Raw genomic sequence first — 17,578 nt, 5'->3', positions numbered from 1 at the left:
ACCCGGCTGCTGCGCAGCCGGGTTGATGGCCGTTCGCTTCGCTCTCGGACCGGCGGGACTCCCGTCCCGCCGGCCAGGCTTCCGCTGCGCTCCCCCGCCCCGCGGTCCTTCCGGCTTCGCCTCCAGTCCCTTCAACGGCCCGCTGGCGCGGGCCGGGCTGGCTACAGAAGCAGCGGGGTGGTGGTGATGGGCTGTCACCACCACCCCGGTGCGGGTGTCAGCGTCTGCGGGCCTAGCCGGCCCCGATGCCAGCCACATGCAGAGCCAGAGCGGTCAGCCCCAGCAGCATCACGTTCGTCGAAGAAACACATCGACGGCCCCGGCAGACGTAGGCCCGCATCTTCAGGACCAGTGGCGCGGGTCGGCACGGGCGGGCTGTCTCAGGAGGTTCGAGGCGTCGCAGCATAGACCGGCGGTGATGAGGAGACCGGTCGCGGGCCTGTTTTGTATCGGACGGTCTGGTGATGCACTCCCACCGAAGTTGACGATGGAGAGTGCATCAAAGTTATGTGATGCTAGACTCTGGAATTAATGCACTCTCTTGGATGGGCGGTCATCGGCCGTGGACGGCACTGCATATTTGCGTGAGTGGGGCGAAGAAATGACTCGGCTCGCGGATGCCTTCGCCACCGGCTTCGAGGCCGCACATGGTTACTCGCCTGGAAAACACGAGGTCCATCTCGCCTCCGCCGAGGAGGGTAAGGCCGCGGTCGCACTGCTCGGTCAGGCCGGGGCGGCCGAGGCACTCCTGGAGTACTACGCCCAGCTCGGCCCTGTCGTACTGCCCGATCTCGGCAACGGTATCTGGATCGATAACGCATCTTCTCTCGTCTCCCAGAGGGAGTCCCGCAACTACCCAAGCCGACTTACTGGGGGGGCCACTTCTGACACGGTGACAGTGTTCGGTACGGACGGTGGAGGGGGCATGTACGCGGTCAGCCACACCAGCGGCGGCGTCTACCACCTCACGCTCGGGGCCCTCACCGGCGACAGCTACCACCTCGACCCTGGCGGCTACCGCTGCGCTGCCATGGACCTTAGCGGCTTCCTCGAACAGTTGCGCACCGACCTGACTGAAGCCGTCTTGGCGCAGCACGCTGCGCACTCGCGGCGGGGGCGACAATAATCGAGGAGAAGGGAAGTTCGGTGGAAAGAAAAACCCTCCGTCCCCACCAACGAGAAGCCGTCGACGCGATTATCAGGGCATTGGAACTTCCTGCAAGATCCATTGTGCCTGAGCGTGGACTCCGGACTCAGGTGATCATGGCGACGGGATCAGGCAAGAGCCTCGTGGCCACACGGAGCGCGGAGGAACTGCAGGCAGGCCGTGTACTGGTGCTCGTGCCCTCACTTGATCTGCTCGCTCAGACCGAGGCCGCGTGGCGCGAGGGAGGCCGTAGCGGGCCGATGATCGGCGTGTCCTCGCTGCGCGGGGAGGATGCGGGCTTTCCCAACACCACGGATGTGGAGGAACTCGTCGCCTGGGTGCGGCCGTTCGACAAGGTCACCGTGTTCGCCACGTACGCCAGCCTGGGACTCGGCACTCTGGAGCGCGCTCACGAAGCCGGCCTTCCTGGTTGGGACCTGATCGTCGTGGACGAAGCCCACCGGTGTTCCGGCCGGAGCGGCAAGCCCTGGGCTGTCGTCCACAACAACCGGAAGATCCCGTCCCTGCGCCGCCTCTACATGACGGCCACCCCCCGGCTGTGGCAGCTGGACGAGGACCAGGAGCCGGGCAGCGTGCCGGGCGAGCTGGTGGCGAGCATGGAAGACGACCCCAACGGGCCGTTCGGCGCCCGGTGTTACACCCTGACGCTGTCGGAGGCGATCGACCGAGGGATCTGCGCGCCCTACCAGGTCGTGTGCGTCGACGTCACGGACACGCAGCTCCAGGCCGCCATGCTGCTCGGTGCCGAGGGCCGATCGGACCAGGTGCGCGGGGCACGGCTCGCAGCGCTGCAGACGGCGTTGGTGAAGGCGGCTGCGGAGGAGGGCTTTCGCCGCACACTCACCTTCCACCACGTGGTCAAGGAAGCCGAGGCGTTCGCGGCCGGACTTCCCGACATCGCTGCGCAATTGCACGACGCGGACCCGGAACTGTACCCGGCGACGGTCTGGGCCGACTGGCTCTGCGGCGAGCACAAACCACTCCACCGGCGCCGCGTCCTGGACGAGTTCTCCAGAGGCATCGCTGTGGACGGCACGGTCGTGGAGAAGACGTTCCTCGCATCCGTTCGCGTGCTCGGCGAAGGCATCGACACGTCCCACTGTGACTCCGTGTACTTTGCGGACGTGCGCGGCTCAATGCCGGACCTGGTACAGGCCGTTGGGCGAGCGCTGCGGATGCAGCCGGGCCAGGGCAAGACGGCATCGCTCGTGGTGCCGGTGCTGCTGGGGCCCGGGGAGACGGCAGACAACATGCTCACTTCCCGGGCGTACGGCGGCCTGGCCAAGCTGCTGGAAGCGCTCAGGGCACACGACGCCCGTGTCGTGGAGCAGCTCGCCGAGCAACAGGCGCGAAGCCGTGTCAGGGGCGTACAGAGCCGCTCGGGCAGCGAGGAAGGAGAGGGTGCCGCGAGCGATCGAAGCGACCGGCTGTCAGTACCGGCCCGGGAACTGCTGAAATTCAGTACCCCACGCGATCCGGCACAGCTGGCGGCCTTCATCAACCTGCGCGTCCTCAACCCCGAACACACCCACTGGCGACGCGGCATCGAGGCCGCCGTCCTGTACGCGCGCAAGCACGGCGACCTTAAGGTGCCGTTCACGTACCGCGTGCCCGGCCGCGACGACCCGGAGGCCGAAGCCGAGGTGTGGCCGACCTCGCTCGCCGATTTCCCCCTGGGGCAATGGATCGCCGACAACAGGCGCTTCTACGCCCGCGGGGATATGGACGAAGACCGCGCCCGGCAGCTGGAGAAGCTCGGCATGATCTGGTCGCACTACGACGTCGCCTGGGAAGAAGGCCTCGCCGCGGCGCGCGGGTGGGCAGCCGAGGCGGGCCACCTCCTGGCCCCGCTGGACGCCACCTACAAGGGCTATCGGGTAGGGATCTTCCTCAAGAACGTGCGAGCCGCCGCCCGCCGGGCCGCCGAGAACGAGCAGCGGCGTGCCGAAGGCCTGCCGGTTCCGTCGGCGGCCGGCGCCTTGTCTGAGGAGCGACGCGAGCAGCTGGAGGAGATCGACCCGTCGTGGTGTCCCACGTGGCCGGTGGAGTGGCAGCGCTGCTTCCACCTCACCCGGCTGCACCTGGACGAAGGCGGGGCGCTGCCGACCGAGCCCGGCACCGTCGTGCACCAAGGCGAGGACCTCGGACGATGGGTACGCGCCCAGCGTCTGGGCTGGGACAAACTCACCACCGTCCAGCAATGGAAGTGCGAGCACATCCTTGGGATCGAGCCCGCGACCGAGGACGAGAAGCCGAAGCCGCGTCGTACGCAGGCCGACAAATGGGCGATGAACTTCGCGGCCGCCAAGCAGTTCTACGAGCGCGAAGGGCACCTTCGGGTACCGCGCAAACACATCGAGCGGATCGTCGACAAGGACCAGGAGCAACGCGAGCTCCGTCTCGGGGCGTGGGTCAGCAACCAACGCTCACGAGCGGCGACGCTCTCCCCCGAACGCATGGAACAGCTCTCCAATATCGGCATGCGCTGGGCATGATGCGGTCCCTGTGCTGGCGATGCCGTGTTCGCTCACGCTCACCGAAGGTTTTCGTCACGGATCATCCTTCGGAGGCTGGTGCGGGCGGCGGTCAGGTCTTCCTCGAGAGTTGTGATGCGGGCCCGGCATATGGCGTTCTCGGAGGAGGCCTCCTGTAGCTGGCGGGTGAGGTCCTGATTCAGGGTGGTCAGTTCGTCTGCTCTGGTCGATGCGTCAGGGGCGTGGATGGCATCGAGCTGGTGGCCGAGTTGGTGGCGCAGGGCTGTCTGGAGCCGGTCGCGTTCCTCGCGGAGGTCTTTGATTTCTTTCCGGGCGGTTTCGAGCTCGGTGCGCAGGCTGAGCTCGGAGGGCGGACTTGCCGTGGCAGACGGTGGGGTGCTGTGGGCTTGGCGTAGTTGGGCTGCCTCGATGTGCTCCCGTACGCCGGGGGCATAGGTGAGCCAGGTGGAGACGCGGGCGGCGCGGGCCACTGCGGCGAAGGTGAGCGGCTTTCCCTGTGCCTCGAGTGTGGCGAGAACCGTGAGGACACGGGCTCGTTTGTCGAGGCTGTGACGGCGTCTGGCTTCGGCGAGGGGGGCGGGATTGCCGCGGGGATTCATCGCCGCGGGATTGCCGCGGGGATTCATCGCGGGTCTTTCGGCCGGGCGGTGGTGAGGGGCAGGAGAGTGTGGTTGCCGCCTGCTCGTGCTTTTCGCAGCACAGTGCTGGCCTCTTCGATCTGGGCACGTTCGGAAGCGGGGAGGGATCCCAGGTGTGTGTGCATGCGGTCGATGACTCGCTGGTAGGCAGTGATCTGTGCGGTGAGCGCGGTGGTGACGAACTCGGCGGCGCCCATGGCGAGTGCGGTTTCGCGGTCTGCTCGTAGCTCGTTGATGTGCTGCTCGATGGCAGGCAGGTAGGAGGGGTCGGGGCGGTAGAAGCCACAGCCGGCGCACTGGAAACGGATGGGGCACGCCTGGCCTCCGGCTTTCACGTTCGACGGCTCCGTGCAGCCGCCAAAGGGAACGGCGACGGAGCGCATCTCGTAGGCAGTGCTCGAGCTCGGGCTGAGGTGGCCGTGTTGGTCGAGGACATGTGCGCTGAGTTTGGCCACGGCTTCGCTCTTCCGCTTGAGGGAGACGGTGTAGTAGCGCTGCGTCATGGCGATGGATTTGTGGTCCATCAGTTCGCGCAGCACGTCGACGGGGGTACCGGCGTGTGCGTGGCGCTGGGCATAGGAGTGGCGGAAGGCGTAGGGGTAGATCAGAGACCGGTCGAAGAGCAGGCGTTGCCCTCTTGAGTCGGTGCCCTCGGCGTGGAGCTGGGGCAGGGCGTCTGCCCAGAGTCTGAGGGCGTCGCTGAGGTAGGTGCTGGAGATGTAGGGGGCGTCGCTCAGTGGAGTGAGGGACGGAAAGAGGTATCGGTCCCCCTTGGCGGGAAGATGCAGCTGGTCGCGGCAGGCTTGCCAGGTTCTGATGGCGTCAGCGGTGGAGGTTGTGATCGGCAGACGTCGGCGGTGGCGTTTCCTCTTGTGGTTGTCCCAAATCAGGGTGGGCTGGCCATTGTGGGTTTCCAGGCAGTCACGGGACAGGGAGACGATCTCGAGCGGGCGGCGCCCGGTATCGCGCAGGACGATGTACATCGTGCGGTACAGCAGGTGCCGGGCGTCTGGGGCGATGTCGCGGCAGCCGTAGGTGTTTCCGGTGCCCAGGGTGTCGAGGTGGGCGTCCAGTTGCCGGATGACGGACTCGGGGATGGCCTTGCCGATGAAGTCCTCGACGGGCACGCGGGTGAAGGTGCCGGCCAGGTCATCGAGGGTGCCGCAGCGGCGGCCGTAGGCGATGAGCTGGAAGAACATGCCCAACAGACTGCGTCGGAAGGAGGAGGAGTAGGGGGTGCCGTCTCGTTTGCGTGCGGCTCGGAAAGCGTCGACGGCCGAGGTGGCATCGGCGAACGTCAGAACGGCGGGATCGTCGCCGGCGTCGGCGCGCTGGGCGAGAGTCGTGGAGGCGATGGTCGTCGCGTGGAAAGTGCGCTTGAAGTCTTCCGTGGTGGGTCGGGCGGTGGTCACCCAATGGCGCAGCGCCTGGCGCAGCCAGGGCTGGCGGACTGTGCGGAGATCGACGCGGCCGGGCAGATGCCGGCGCTTGCCGGACGCGCTGTGGCGCAGCCCGAGGACGCGCAGATCGATGACGTCCTGGTCGATGAGGGTGATCCCGGAGAACTCGCTGTATCCGGCGCGGGCGGCGGACTGCAGGTTCTCCAATGTACGGACGGCAGCCTGGTGCGGCTTGGTGAGCCGGGCCGCGTTGGTGGCGTCCAGCAGGGTGTCGGCCGTGGTGAGGTGGCTGATCACGCCGCGGATCCAGTGAGGTTCCAGGGCACGTACCCACTGGTCCATCTGCTGCACGGCGTACAGCACTTCCCAGCGCAGCAACTCGGGCAATGGGACGAGATGGAACTGGTGCGCCAGCAGATAGAGCGGCTGCCCCGGCGCCCACTGCGCAGCAGGGACAGGGGCAGTGCTGGAGCGGCAGTCTGCCCTCCAGGCACGCCAGTGGTAGTTGCACAGTCCCCGGGAATTCATGGATGCGCCGGCACAGTCGGCGACCATGCAGACGGGCACGTCAGTGAAGGGCATCGCGCGCTCACGGAGCCAGCGTTCGAACGTGCCTCTTGCCGTGTGGTACTTACGGGAGTTGTCGTGAGCCGCGCACAGGCCTCCCGATACCTGGGGCCGTACACACCGCACGCCGTCCCGGGCGAGCGTGCACGGCCCGACGACCGTCAACGGCAGGGATCTGGAACGGGCGGGAGTGAAAGTGGCGGCGAACTCTTCCCGCGGCAGACCGCTCTTTCTGCGTTGATCCGAGCAGTAGGTGCAGAACGTCTCCTGAGCACGCACGATCACGTCGCAGCGGCGGGTGCGGCACCGGGAGGACGAGGTGCGCGGGTTGTCGAGGTCTCCGGTGAACAGCCATCTGGCGCCGTCCCACTCCCCCGGTCGCCACGCGGGATCGATGTGGGCACACAGCCACGTCTCCCACGACTTCTTCGTGGCCTTCGTCGATGCGGAAAGTGCGACGGCAGGCGCACCAGCCGTGCTCACTGGTCCTCCCGCCATGCCTGTGCCCGGTCGACAGCCGCCCGGGTCTCGGACTCATCGACGTGGCGGTAGCGGTCCATGGACAGCGGCGAGGCGTGCCCCAGCAGCTTTTGCACCACGTCCCGGTCCACTCCCTCACGCAGCCAGTGGGTGGCCGCGGAGTGGCGCAGCATGTGCGGGCGAGCCGGGTGCCCGGCGCGGCGGGCCAGACGGTCGAAGACGTTCTTGGCGTTCGGGTAGGTCATGGCCCGCCCCAGCGGGGGCCGGAAGAGGTTCACGAACACCATGCCTGTCTCGGCCGCGGCGGCCACCGGGGTCCGTTCGTGCTGGTAGTCGGTGTAGAAGGCGACGATGTCGGGGGTGACGGGGAGGCAGCGGGAGTGTCTGGACTTGGCCAGGGCCCGGTTCGGATTGTCGGTGCGGCGCCGCACATGAAGGTGCGGGCCCTCCACCGGGCAGCCCAGCGAGCGTGACGAGGCCAGAAAGTGCAGATCCTCCTGGCGCAGCCCCAGGGCCTCCCCGATCCGCAGGCCGGTCGCGGCGAGCAGCGCGATGAGAAAACGGTCCCGCGCCCGGGGCGTATCCGCGATCATGCGGCGGATCTGCTCCGGGGACAGGTCCTCGTAGCCGGGCTCGCTGACCTGGAAACGAAAAGCCGACACCTGGACCTGGCGCCACTGGCCGCGCTCACCGGCGTCGTAACCGGCCGGCAAGAACCGCAGGAACCTCGGCTCCGACAACAGCCCGGCCGTCTGCGAAGGAACCCAGCCGTGGAGCGCGCCGAAGCGCAGGAAGTCCGTGACCGCCGTCATCACCGCGTTCGCCGTACCCTGCGAACGGTAGCGGGGCGCCGCCGTGGCAGGGGAGCGGCGGCTGCGGGCCGGCAGCGGCGTGGTGACCAGCCACTGCTGCAGCCCGGACAGAGCCATGAAACTCGGACGCGACCACTCGATACGGCGCTGGGTGCAGTAGTTCAGATAGAGGGCGAGACGGCCCGCGTAGACCCGCTCCGTGTTCGGCGAGCGGCCCTTGCTACGCAACCCCGCCAGAAACGCACACGCCTCTACATGCAGGTCATAGGTGCGTGCGTCGGCCACCACCCACCGCTCCACACCCGTCACCGGGGAGATCGAACGCTCAGCCACATAGTTCTGCTCCACCCCCAAACAGAACCAAGCCCCGTCGGGCACCGAGGCGCGAACGGTCAGACGGCCATACGAGCAGGTGACATCCCTGCCAAACACACCAGACATGCCCACGCACTATGGATAATCCGTGGCAGGCCGGGACAGGTGGTTCGTACGGCTCAGCGCTCGTTTTCCAAAGCTGCGTGCAACCCATAGGCGCCTGCTTGCGAGAGCTTGTCGATGATGTCCAGACAACGGATGCGTTGGGGTTGGGGGCTTTGGCGATAGAGGCGGAGGACCGCCGAGACCAGATGGTGGCCGTCCGCTGCTCGGTGGGTTCTCAGGTCGAGATCCCTGCCCGCGTGCTGGACGATGCGCTCGCAGGCATCAATAGCCACGGCCGGAAGGGGGCCGGTGTGGTCGTAGAGGGCAAAAGCAAGATGCTCGAGATGGTCAGGAAAGGCCTGGCTACCGAGAAAGGCCTTGATGAGCTCGTCGGCTTGTGCGGGAAACAGGTCGAAGACCTGCCGCATGGCTAGGGACGCATTCTTTCGGACGTCGGCGTCGGCGTCGTTAAGCAGCGGGACAAGGTGTGGGTAATGGTCGACGTTGTTGGCGAAGACTGCTGCCGCCCCACGGCGTGCGAGGGCGTTGAGTTCGTGCGTGGTCTTGGGTAGGTCTGGGATGAGACACCCCTGGATGGCGGCAACGGCCCAGGACTGGCCGGCGAGTTCGGCCGTCTGGCCTGGTCCTTGAAGCGCCCGAGCAAGGTGCGCAGCGAAGCGTGAGGGTTCACGAACCAGTGTGTTGATGAGCAACCGTTGGATGGTGGAGGCGTTGTAGACGTTGGCGTCCTGATGGTTCAGGAGTTGCTCAGCGGTATCCAGCGCAATCTGAGGGTCATGCTTCATCAGGGCCAGCACGGCCTGGGCGGCACAGACTCGGACAGCGAGCACGGGGTCGTTGGCGAGGCGGGTGACTAGGGGCGTCAAGGCGTGCAGGTGCTCACTGCCGTGGGAGAGCAGGGCGGCAACGGTGAGCGCTGCCTGGCCGCGGGTGGCGTTCATGCCGGCGGTCAGCAAATCCGTTCGGGTTCCCTCGGTATCGGCGTCGCGGATGTCCTGCTCGGGGTGGGGATCCGTGGTGTAGCTGTCGAGGGCTGGCAGCGAAGCAGCAGTGAAGCTCTGCGGAGCCGACTGCAGGGCACGGCAAATCGTGGGCGCGGCGGCGGGGCCGAGTGTCCGATGAGCGTGGAGAGCCAACTGCTCCCAACGGTCGGCGTCCAAGTGAGGCGTGACCGCCTCCACGATCGCGCACAGGTAGGCGGCCGGTGAGCCGGAGCCAAGGGAGAAGGCGAATTCGGTGAAGCGGTCAGGTTCCTGCTCCGCGCGGCTGCGCAGGGTCTGGGCGAGTTCGTAAACGCCCCCCTGAGGCGGCCAGAAGCGCTCGGGCCGGGGTTTGGCGTACTTGTCCAGGGCTCGGTGCCACTGGGCGTCGGTCATGTGCCCGGCCGCGTGGTCGCTGATCGGCGAACCCACAAATTCGGCCTGGATGGCTGTCGGTGGAGAAGGGAGCTGGCCAAAGAATTTGCGTTCCCACTCAGCGAGCCGACGGCTTACCACGTCGCTACGGCGATCGGGGGTGACTGCCGACAGCAGTTCGTACTGGGCCCAGCCCCACGCGCTGCGCTGCCCCTTCTTGCGTCGGCGCTCCCATGCCGTGTAGTGGCCAAGCAGTACCGCGGTAAGGCGCTCCAGCGTCTCGTCACTGCAGTGGGGTGTAGCTGCTTCAATGAGTCCACGTGAGGCCCAGCGCGGGCTGTCCAGCCATCCCAGGCGCAGGTTGCGCTCATCGGTCAGGAGCCAGGAGATAGCCTCATCGGCCTGGCCTATGAGGGTGTACGCGCGGCAGGCAAGGAAACGCAGTTCCTGGACTGGTGACGACGCCAGGTGCTGTAGGGCGCCGGCAGCGGCAGCCGGGTAGCTGGCCGCCAGGGAGCATAGTGCTGTGTCCAGGGCGGCCAGCAGCGCGGTGTCCACGCTGTGGCCGCCTATGTGGCGGTAGCCCCAACGGCCGCCGGGGGCATAGGCATCGGTGCGGTCCGTGCTGCCAGCGGTGGCCACGTCGATGACGAAGGGCAATACCTGCTCCACATAGGCCTCCGGCGCGGCCTTCGCGATGCTGGAGAGGACGGTGCCGGCAACCTGCGAGTGCGTGGAGAGGTGATTGGACGCGAAGGGATCGCCGGAGCCGTCGGCGCGCGCTCGGGCAAGGTGGCGGCGCAGGTAGGCGCCGACGAGACGGGCGGCGGGAGCGGGGGCGGTTTCGGCGAGGCCGTAGAGGAGCGACCAGAAGTCACTGTTGACCGCGATCGGCCCGCGGGCCTCATCGGCATGGCCGTTCTCAATCAGGTCGACGGCAAGGTCGACGAGGTCGGGTGTGAGTGCCCACTCGATCAGCGACAGGAGGCGCTGCCCCCACTGTGGCGTGGTGTCCACGTACGGTCGCACCAGCTCCACGACACGTCGGGGCCGGTGCCGCGCGACGGCCAGCAGTTCGCGGAACGCCGCATCGGCGGTCTGCGGCGTGTTCAGCCAGCGTTCCCACCTCTGATCGTGGCCGGCGGCGTCGAACCATTGGGGTTGGGCGAGCAGGCCGCGGACTTTGCCCGCCACAGGAGCCTGGCCCCAGGCGACCGGTTCGATGGCCTGCCATTCCGGCAAGGCGGCATCGAGTTGCCCGAGCACCGCGATGATCACGTCGTGCAGGTGCGAACGGATCCGGTCGGAGCTCAGAAGCTGGGCCACCGTGGCGCGGAAACGATCTCGATTGGTGCCGGCGAGGTGCTCAAGGATCTGCCGGGTCTGGGCCCGACGGAACAGATGCTGGCCAGAGCCAGCAAGAAAGTCGTGGATATCCGCTTCGGTAGAGATGAAAGACCGGGCGAAAAGGAAGTCGAAGTACGTCTCGTGGAAGAACCCGATCTGTTCCGCGTCGCGCACCAGCACACCGTGCGACTCGAGCACCCTGATGTGCTGGCGGGCAAAACCATCGAGGAGAGCCAAGGGCGCCTGGAGCGTTTCGCGTTCACTCATAGAGGCGCACAGCGTGCCAGTGATGCCCGACCAGTCCAGAGCGGCGACCTGGCGCTCGATCTCTTCGCGTAGTTCATCGGTGTAGCGCGCGTACAGCTCCTGCAACGTCCGGTACGAAGCGGTACGTGCGGAGGGCGAGAGGCGGCTGAAGACCGACAGGTGCAACGGAGTCCGCAACAGCTCCAGTGTCACCGGTCCCAGGCCTTCGGGATTCGTCCCGCTGGCGGACAGAACAGCCCGCACCTGTTCCAGATCCAGAACGCTGAGGGGAAATCGAGCTGTCCGGGCGGAGTCGGCGACCAGACGGGACAGCCTCCGGTCGTTGTCGATATCGACGGTGCGGGCTACCAGGAGCACCTTGACGTTCGGGGCAACGACCAACTGCGCGAGTACGTCCTCGACGGCCTCGTAAGCATCCGACATCCTGCCGTTGTAGGTACTGACCGCATCCAGTTGGTCAATCACCAACAGCGCCGGGTCTCCGTCCGCGACTCCGGCCAGCAGCACCGCCGGCGAGTCCGGCAGGGTCATCTTCGTTCCCAGCTCCTTGGCCGTCTGCACGCCCGCGTCAGCACCGTCCATCCGGACCGCGGCCGCTGGCCATCCCTGCTCGCTCAGCCGGACCAGGACATCGGTGACAACCGCCGACTTACCCAGGCCAGCCCCGCCCTCGCAGACCACAATCTGCGGACCGCCCTCAGCCACCAGGCGTTCGTACAACTGCTCCACGTGCGGACGGGCGGCCATCCCGAATACAGGCCTGTCGCGCCGCACACGCCGCACAAAGCGCTCGACGGTACCGGCCAGCACTGTGAGTGTTCCGGTGTCACCAGCCAGCAGGCGTGGGCGTACTCCCGGCACGGTCAAAAGGTGGCTCCGGATCTGGGAGCCGGTGAGGCGCTGGTGCAGATGCTCGTCGAGATAGCCGCTCAGCTGCCTGACGATCACTTCCGGATCGCCGACGAACAGCAGCTCATACTCGGAGACCACCAGGCGGCGCAGTGCCTCTGGTGAGTAGTGCTCCACGTGCACGGCCTGCAGATACCGCCAGCCGACCTCCCGGTTGACCGGCACATCGTTTACAGACCAGTTCCCGAGCACCTGTACGAACTGGGGAGCCTGAGCCTTGGTGATGATGCCCTCGAATTCGGCGAGTGTGTCGGCGGCCCGGGCACGCTGGGCAAGATCGTGCAGTTCAGGGGCCCCTGTGGACAGCACGAGGCGCACCTTCTTGCCCTCCGCAAGATGCCCCGTGACCGCATTGAGGATCTTCCCCGCAGCATCCAGGGTCCACGGCCCCTTCGAGGGAACGTCCTTCACCTGCTCGCACCACGTGCCGTCGTCCGCCTCAAGCTCGAACTCGATCCCGGCACCCGCCGGCCCCGGGGGCTCTAGGCGAATCCGCGACGCCCGCCCCCTCAGCAGCTCCGCCACCCTCAATGCGGTCCACCAGTCCTCGTACCGGTTACCCGCCTTGTCCGCAGCCCCGCCCGCCAGCCCCACCCAGCCTCACCCCTCGAAAGCCGCAAAGGCTCCTTTCTTTCAGGAACCCGCATCCCGCGACCCTACCTCCACCCACCGACAATCAGACATCCGGAATATTCCTGACAAAAGATCCACCTCTCTGCTGTCCTGGGACGCAGACGCGGAAGCCACAGCCGTGGTCTCTTCGAGGACCCACTGCTCAGCTGGGGCCATGCAGGGCATCGACGCGTCTGCTCTTCAATTGGGGGCAACCAAGGGCGGACGCCGCTCCTGGTACCCGATTCGCGCAACTGGCCCAGTCCTCGTCAGAAGTCGAAGCAGAATCACCGACGTGGCCGAGAACTTTGAACCCAGGTTGAACAACGACGCCCTACTCCTCACAGGCGTCAGCGACCTAGCTGACGCGTACACGCGGCTCAGCGCCGCAGGCGATCCACAACGCCGGGGGAAGGACTTCGAGCACCTACTGCAGCGAGCCTTCCAGCTCGCTCACTTCGAGGTAGAGCTCAACCCGCGGATCGCACACCCACGCCAGACGGACTTGTCCGCCCGCTACGGAGACCATCGGTATCTCCTGGAAGCCAAGTGGCAAGCCGCGAAGGCGGACATAGACGTACTCGGCGGCCTACGCGACCGCTTACGCCGGACCAGTGCCGCCATAGTAGGTGTGCTCGTCAGCATCTCCGGCTTCACCGGAACCGTCGTAGAGGAGGTCAGCCGAGAGCGTCAGACACCGATCCTCCTGATCGACCAAGAGGATCTGCTGAGCGCTCTTCGGGAGCCGACAACACTGCCCGGCCTGCTCAGAGCCAAGCAAGAGGCACTGATCACTCATGGCCAGGTGCATCTCGGCGAGTCTGCACGGGCACACACCACAACCCGTAGGCCAGACCGCGCACTGCCAGCCAGAGACCTGCATCTCCGCGACGCCGACGGGGAGCAACACCCTTACCTAACTGTTCCGGGCGGCTTCGCCCCCGCAGTGTTCGCTACCGCCGTCACAAACGTGGACTGGTCCTTCGGTCGCGGCCGCGGCGTATGCATGGACATCCCCATCCAAGCCCATACTGCAGACGACTTGATACGTCTGATCCACGGCCTTGATGAGCTCGGACTGGCCAGCGCACGTCCCACCTGGACCCTCCAGCAGAACGACACCTCATGGTTCGGAATCGGCGCTGGCGAACTCATAAAAGCGTTGGACAACGCCCAGCAGCGAATGACAGAGCCTGCCGCCCCACACCACAGCGAGCAGCTCGTGTACTGCGACACCACCCTGGGCGGCCTCTACACGCTGACGGCAATCATTGCTGCGGCCGAGCCGCCACCCGCCGGGCAGCAACAGGACGAGTGCACACCCTCGGGCAGCCAACGCAACAGTACGCCTGCTTCTCTGCTGGTCTCACAATGCCAACTATCCTTCCAGCTCCCCGGCACTCCGCTGGACGCCACAGCCCTGCGTCACCTCCACGACCGATTCGGAGCGACGCACAACGTCTACTTCCGCCACTTGGACATCACGGCGATCAAGATCAGCTGGCTTGATCAGCAACCAGTAGACCCACTGGCCACCATCGTGGAACACGACTCAGTCACAGGCCAGGACTTCGTCGTCGGCCTCGTCTTGCGCGATCACTACTCCGCGAACGGCAAGCACGCCGTGCTCGAAGGCTGGCCGCTAGAACTTCAGGACAGCGGATTCTTGGTGTGCGCCCTAGCAGATCATCATCCCGTAACTCGCCCACCAGAGCGCTACTGGCTAGAGGCCGTGCATACCGCCCACACGTCCGATCTAGCCGTAGCAACGATCCGGGCCAGATGGTGACCAGGGTCAGCTCCACGACGGATGAGCAAGGGTAGACACTGCCGCAAGCCGGCCCCGCTGGCTGGTGAAGGCCAGCAGCCAGTGGGGCCCGCTCACTCAAACGCAGTTGCCTAAGCGGTCTTCCTCCGCCCCGGACTCCGGTCCCACCTCGCGGCAAAGGACCGGATGGACTCGGCAGTGAAGACCGGGCCAGCACCTGTGCGGCCAATCGGCCGCGGGAAGTCAGGATGGTTACCGTCCAACTGAGCCACCCGTTGACGAGAGACACCCAGTTCCTCAGCCGCTTCCCTGTACCCCATGAGCTTCTGCTCCTTGGGGTAGTCCCGCTCCGCGGCTGCCTGCTCAGCGGTAACCACACGCAGGTCGATCAGCTGAGGCATGTGGCCCAGCCCAGCCTCAAGTCCCTCAGCCACTGTATGAAGAGCCTTATGCGCAGCCTCCACCAAGCTGGACGCCCTCAGACGCCACAGAATGTGAAGACGTCGGCTGTCAGCCTCATACCTGATGACACCAGCGAAGTGCCGGTGCATCTCTTCGAACTGCTCATCTCGTAGGGCGCGAACAGCATCCGCAGTCGCAGACGCCCGCCATTCCTGTTCCATGCTTCTCTCCTCTCCTTCCATCTGTTTCGTTCCTGCGGTGTACGCGGATGGACAGGTACAGGGGGCCAGGCCTTCTGGCCCCCTTCCATACCTGGCTAGCCCTCGTCCGGGAGGACCAGGCCCATATCTCGCAGCGTCGAGATCAGATCGAGCCACTCACCCGTGCTGCCGGGTTCGTGATCGATCGTGGTCACGTTGCCGTCCTGAGAGAAGAACCAAGATCCCTCCGGGCTCTGCCAGCTCTTGAATCCCTGACGGTCCAGCGCCGCGAGAAGCACGTCCATCCGATTTGCCATGTCGATACCACCCCCAAACCTTGCATGTGTCAAGAGAAATAACCTTGAGCAACCTACTACCAACCCTTGCCTCTAGCAAGGCAATGACTCTGCGGACTCCTCGCTACAACGTCGGCAAGCCCGTCTCGCACGAAGATCGACACCTGCTGTAGGCCTCACTCGATCCGGGGCAGCGGAATATCCGCAGGTCAAGTCCACAACAGACACTCCATACGGCACACCACCTACAGATAATCGACACCCGGGAATGTGACTCCGTGTACTTCGCGGACGTGCGAGGCTCGATGCCGGACCTGGTCCAGGCCGTCGGCCGGGCGCTGCGCATGCAGCCCGGCGAAGGCAAGACGGCCTCCCTCGTGGTGCCGGTGCTGCTGGCGCCCGGGGAGACGCCCGACAACATGCTCACCTCCCGCGCGTACGGCGGCCTGGCCAAGCTTTTGGAGGCGCTCAGGGCCCACGACGCCCGCATCGTCGAGCAGCTGGCCGAACCGCAGGCACGCAGCCGCGTGAGGGGCGTGCAGAGCCGCGGAGGCAGCGAGGGAGGCGAGGGGGTCGGCAGCGACCCAAGCGACCGAGGTCTGTCCCTGCCGGCTCAGGCGCTGCTGAAGTTCAGCACGCCGCGTGATCCCGCCGCACTGGCCGCGTTCATCAACCTGCGGGTCCTCCACCCCGAGAACGCCCACTGGCGACGCGGCATCGAGACCGCCGCCATCTACCACCGGCTCCACGGCGACCTGAAGGTGCCGTTCACCTACCGCGTCCCCGGCCGCGACGATCAGGACGCGGAGGGTGAGGGGTGGCCGGCCTCCCTCGCCGCGTTCCCGCTGGGCCAATGGATCGCCGACGCCAGGCGCTTCTACGCCCGCGGGGACATGGACGAAGACCGCGCCCGGCAGCTCGAGAAGCTCGGCATGGTGTGGTCGCACTTCGACGTCGCGTGGGAGGAAGGACTCGCGGCGGCACGTGGGTGGGCCGAGGAGAACGGCCACCTGCTCGCGCCGCTGGACGCCACCTACCAGGGCTACAAGATCGGGATATGGCTGAAGAACCAGCGGGCCGCCGCCCGGCGAGCGCAGGAGATCGAGCAGCGACGGGCCGAAGGCCTGCCCGTTCCGTCGGCGGCCGGCGCGCTGCCGGAGGAACGGCGCGAACAGCTCGAGGACATCGACCCCGCCTGGTGCCCCACCTGGCCAGTGGAATGGCAACGCTGCTTCCACCTCACCCGACAGCACCTCGAAGCCGGCGGCACACTGCCCACCCAGCCGGGCGACGTCATCCACCAGGGCGAAGACCTCGGCCGGTGGGTACGGTCGGTCCGGTTCGGCTGGGACAAGCTCACCGGCGTCCAGCAGTGGATGTGCGAACACATCCTCGGCATCCAACCCGCGGCCCAGGACGAGAAGCCCAAGCCGCGGACCAGCCAGGCCGATAAATGGGCAATGAACCTGGCAGCCGCCCGGCAGTTCTACGAGCGCGAGGGGCACCTCCGCGTACCCCGCAAACACATCGAGACCATCACCATCGCCAGCGGAGACGACAGCCGCGACGGCGATGGCCAGGAAGAACACCAGGTCAAGTTGGGTGCCTGGACCAGCAACCAGCGGAGCCGAGCCGCGACACTCACCCCCGAACGCATCGAACAGCTCTCCACCATCGGCATGCGGTGGGCGTAGTTCCCAACGGCCTGGCCCTGAAAGCTCACCGAAGGGTTATCGTCACGGATCATCCTTCGGAGACTGGTGCGGGCGGCGGTCAGGTGGAGAACTGATGCTGGACGGTGAGGAGCACTGGAACGCAGTGCTGGCCGAGATCCTGCTGAGCCGGAAGATCGGCACGGTCCACGTGAAGCTCGTGGGTGACCTGATCTCGGTCACCGCTCAGCTGGACCTTGCCGCACGGAGCCGCCGACCGGCCTTCAGGCTTGACGGGATCGTCGACTACGACGAGCGGATCGGTCCGCTGGAGGAGGCATACCGTGCCGCCTGGCAGGCCGTGGAGGCAGCGCCCGACAGGGAGCGGCGCGCGCCGGAGCTGGACAGACTCGCCACCGCGTTGACGGCCGCGGTCGAGGGTGTCGCCGACTTCGCCCGACAGCAGGGCGTGGAGGTACGGCTGCACCGCTTCGGCGACCCCAAGTTACAAAGTCCGTGACTCCGGCACTCCGGCAGTCGCCCCGGCGGCCCGGCGGACGCCGGTGGCGGCACCGCGGGTCGGGCCAGGGGACGGCCGGTCAAGCCCTGAGAGGCGCAGAGAGGCGCCGGGGGCGCGCCGCCGTCCTTCCCTGGTCGCCGCCCGAAGGGCGTCCCCTGTTCCATCGGTGGAGTCGGGGGGGGGGGGGGGGGGGGGCGCCCCCCGCGGGGGGGGGGGGGGTGGGGGGGCGGGGGGCGGGGCGGGGCGGGG

General features: G+C 66.8%; 11 protein-coding genes. 5 read left to right on the top strand and 6 right to left on the bottom strand.

The window, feature by feature from the left end; genetic code table 11:
• The first annotated feature begins 562 nt into the window (after positions 1–562).
• Together ACIHAR_RS38750 and ACIHAR_RS38745 are read left to right on the top strand one after the other, a co-directional pair.
• Positions 563–1,126: a hypothetical protein gene (locus tag ACIHAR_RS38750; protein WP_400023939.1), complete on the top strand. Its 564-nt coding sequence runs from the start codon at positions 563–565 to the stop codon at positions 1,124–1,126.
• Between the two features lie 20 nt (positions 1,127–1,146).
• Complete coding sequence (locus ACIHAR_RS38745) at positions 1,147–3,663, top strand: Helicase associated domain protein (protein WP_400023938.1); 2,517 nt, start codon at positions 1,147–1,149, stop codon at positions 3,661–3,663.
• Between the two features lie 38 nt (positions 3,664–3,701).
• Here the strand turns inward: ACIHAR_RS38745 and ACIHAR_RS38740 are convergent, their stop codons facing one another.
• The 4 genes from ACIHAR_RS38740 to ACIHAR_RS38725 all read right to left on the bottom strand — a co-directional run bounded on the left by ACIHAR_RS38740 (position 3,702) and on the right by ACIHAR_RS38725 (position 12,404).
• Positions 3,702–4,289: a hypothetical protein gene (locus tag ACIHAR_RS38740; protein WP_400023936.1), complete on the bottom strand. Its 588-nt coding sequence runs from the start codon at positions 4,287–4,289 to the stop codon at positions 3,702–3,704.
• A complete protein-coding gene (locus ACIHAR_RS38735; protein WP_400023934.1) occupies positions 4,286–6,751 on the bottom strand; it encodes a tyrosine-type recombinase/integrase in 2,466 nt (821 codons plus the stop codon). Before ACIHAR_RS38735 ends, ACIHAR_RS38740 begins: the two co-directional genes overlap by 4 nt.
• Complete coding sequence (locus tag ACIHAR_RS38730) at positions 6,748–7,893, bottom strand: tyrosine-type recombinase/integrase (RefSeq protein WP_400023932.1); 1,146 nt, start codon at positions 7,891–7,893, stop codon at positions 6,748–6,750. Before ACIHAR_RS38730 ends, ACIHAR_RS38735 begins: the two co-directional genes overlap by 4 nt.
• Positions 7,894–8,054: 161 nt before the next feature.
• Positions 8,055–12,404: a hypothetical protein gene (locus ACIHAR_RS38725; protein ID WP_400023930.1), complete on the bottom strand. Its 4,350-nt coding sequence runs from the start codon at positions 12,402–12,404 to the stop codon at positions 8,055–8,057.
• Positions 12,405–12,786: 382 nt separating this feature from the next.
• On the opposite strand from ACIHAR_RS38725, the gene ACIHAR_RS38720 reads away from it, so the two are divergent.
• The gene (locus ACIHAR_RS38720; protein WP_400023928.1) at positions 12,787–14,280 is read left to right on the top strand and encodes a restriction endonuclease; all 1,494 of its coding nucleotides are present in this window, start codon (positions 12,787–12,789) and stop codon (positions 14,278–14,280) included.
• A gap of 110 nt (positions 14,281–14,390) precedes the next feature.
• Here the strand turns inward: ACIHAR_RS38720 and ACIHAR_RS38715 are convergent, their stop codons facing one another.
• Positions 14,391–14,903 carry a hypothetical protein gene (locus ACIHAR_RS38715; RefSeq protein WP_400023926.1) on the bottom strand — a complete coding sequence of 171 codons (513 nt, stop codon included), beginning with the start codon at positions 14,901–14,903 and terminating at the stop codon, positions 14,391–14,393.
• A gap of 74 nt (positions 14,904–14,977) precedes the next feature.
• Entirely contained in the window at positions 14,978–15,166 is a 189-nt protein-coding gene (locus ACIHAR_RS38710) for a hypothetical protein (RefSeq protein WP_400023925.1), read from the bottom strand.
• Between the two features lie 269 nt (positions 15,167–15,435).
• On the opposite strand from ACIHAR_RS38710, the gene ACIHAR_RS38705 reads away from it, so the two are divergent.
• Positions 15,436–16,851 carry a Helicase associated domain protein gene (locus tag ACIHAR_RS38705; RefSeq protein WP_400023924.1) on the top strand — a complete coding sequence of 472 codons (1,416 nt, stop codon included), beginning with the start codon at positions 15,436–15,438 and terminating at the stop codon, positions 16,849–16,851.
• Positions 16,852–16,945: 94 nt separating this feature from the next.
• A complete protein-coding gene (locus tag ACIHAR_RS38700; RefSeq protein WP_400023922.1) occupies positions 16,946–17,329 on the top strand; it encodes a hypothetical protein in 384 nt (127 codons plus the stop codon).
• Positions 17,330–17,578: the final 249 nt, after the last annotated feature.

Source organism: Streptomyces sp. NPDC052016 (assembly GCF_044548445.1).
Taxonomy (GTDB): Bacteria; Actinomycetota; Actinomycetes; order Streptomycetales; family Streptomycetaceae; genus Streptomyces.
Note: the sequence above shows the minus strand (reverse complement) of the source record. Positions and strands in the feature narration are given on the sequence as shown.

Coding starts and splice junctions, on each gene's coding strand:
- ACIHAR_RS38740 (WP_400023936.1), bottom strand. CDS start 4,289: ATGAATCCCCGCGGCAATCCCGCGGCGATGAATCCCCGCGGCAATCCC.
- ACIHAR_RS38715 (WP_400023926.1), bottom strand. CDS start 14,903: ATGGAAGGAGAGGAGAGAAGCATGGAACAGGAATGGCGGGCGTCTGCG.
- ACIHAR_RS38710 (WP_400023925.1), bottom strand. CDS start 15,166: ATGGACGTGCTTCTCGCGGCGCTGGACCGTCAGGGATTCAAGAGCTGG.
- ACIHAR_RS38700 (WP_400023922.1), top strand. CDS start 16,946: ATGCTGGACGGTGAGGAGCACTGGAACGCAGTGCTGGCCGAGATCCTG.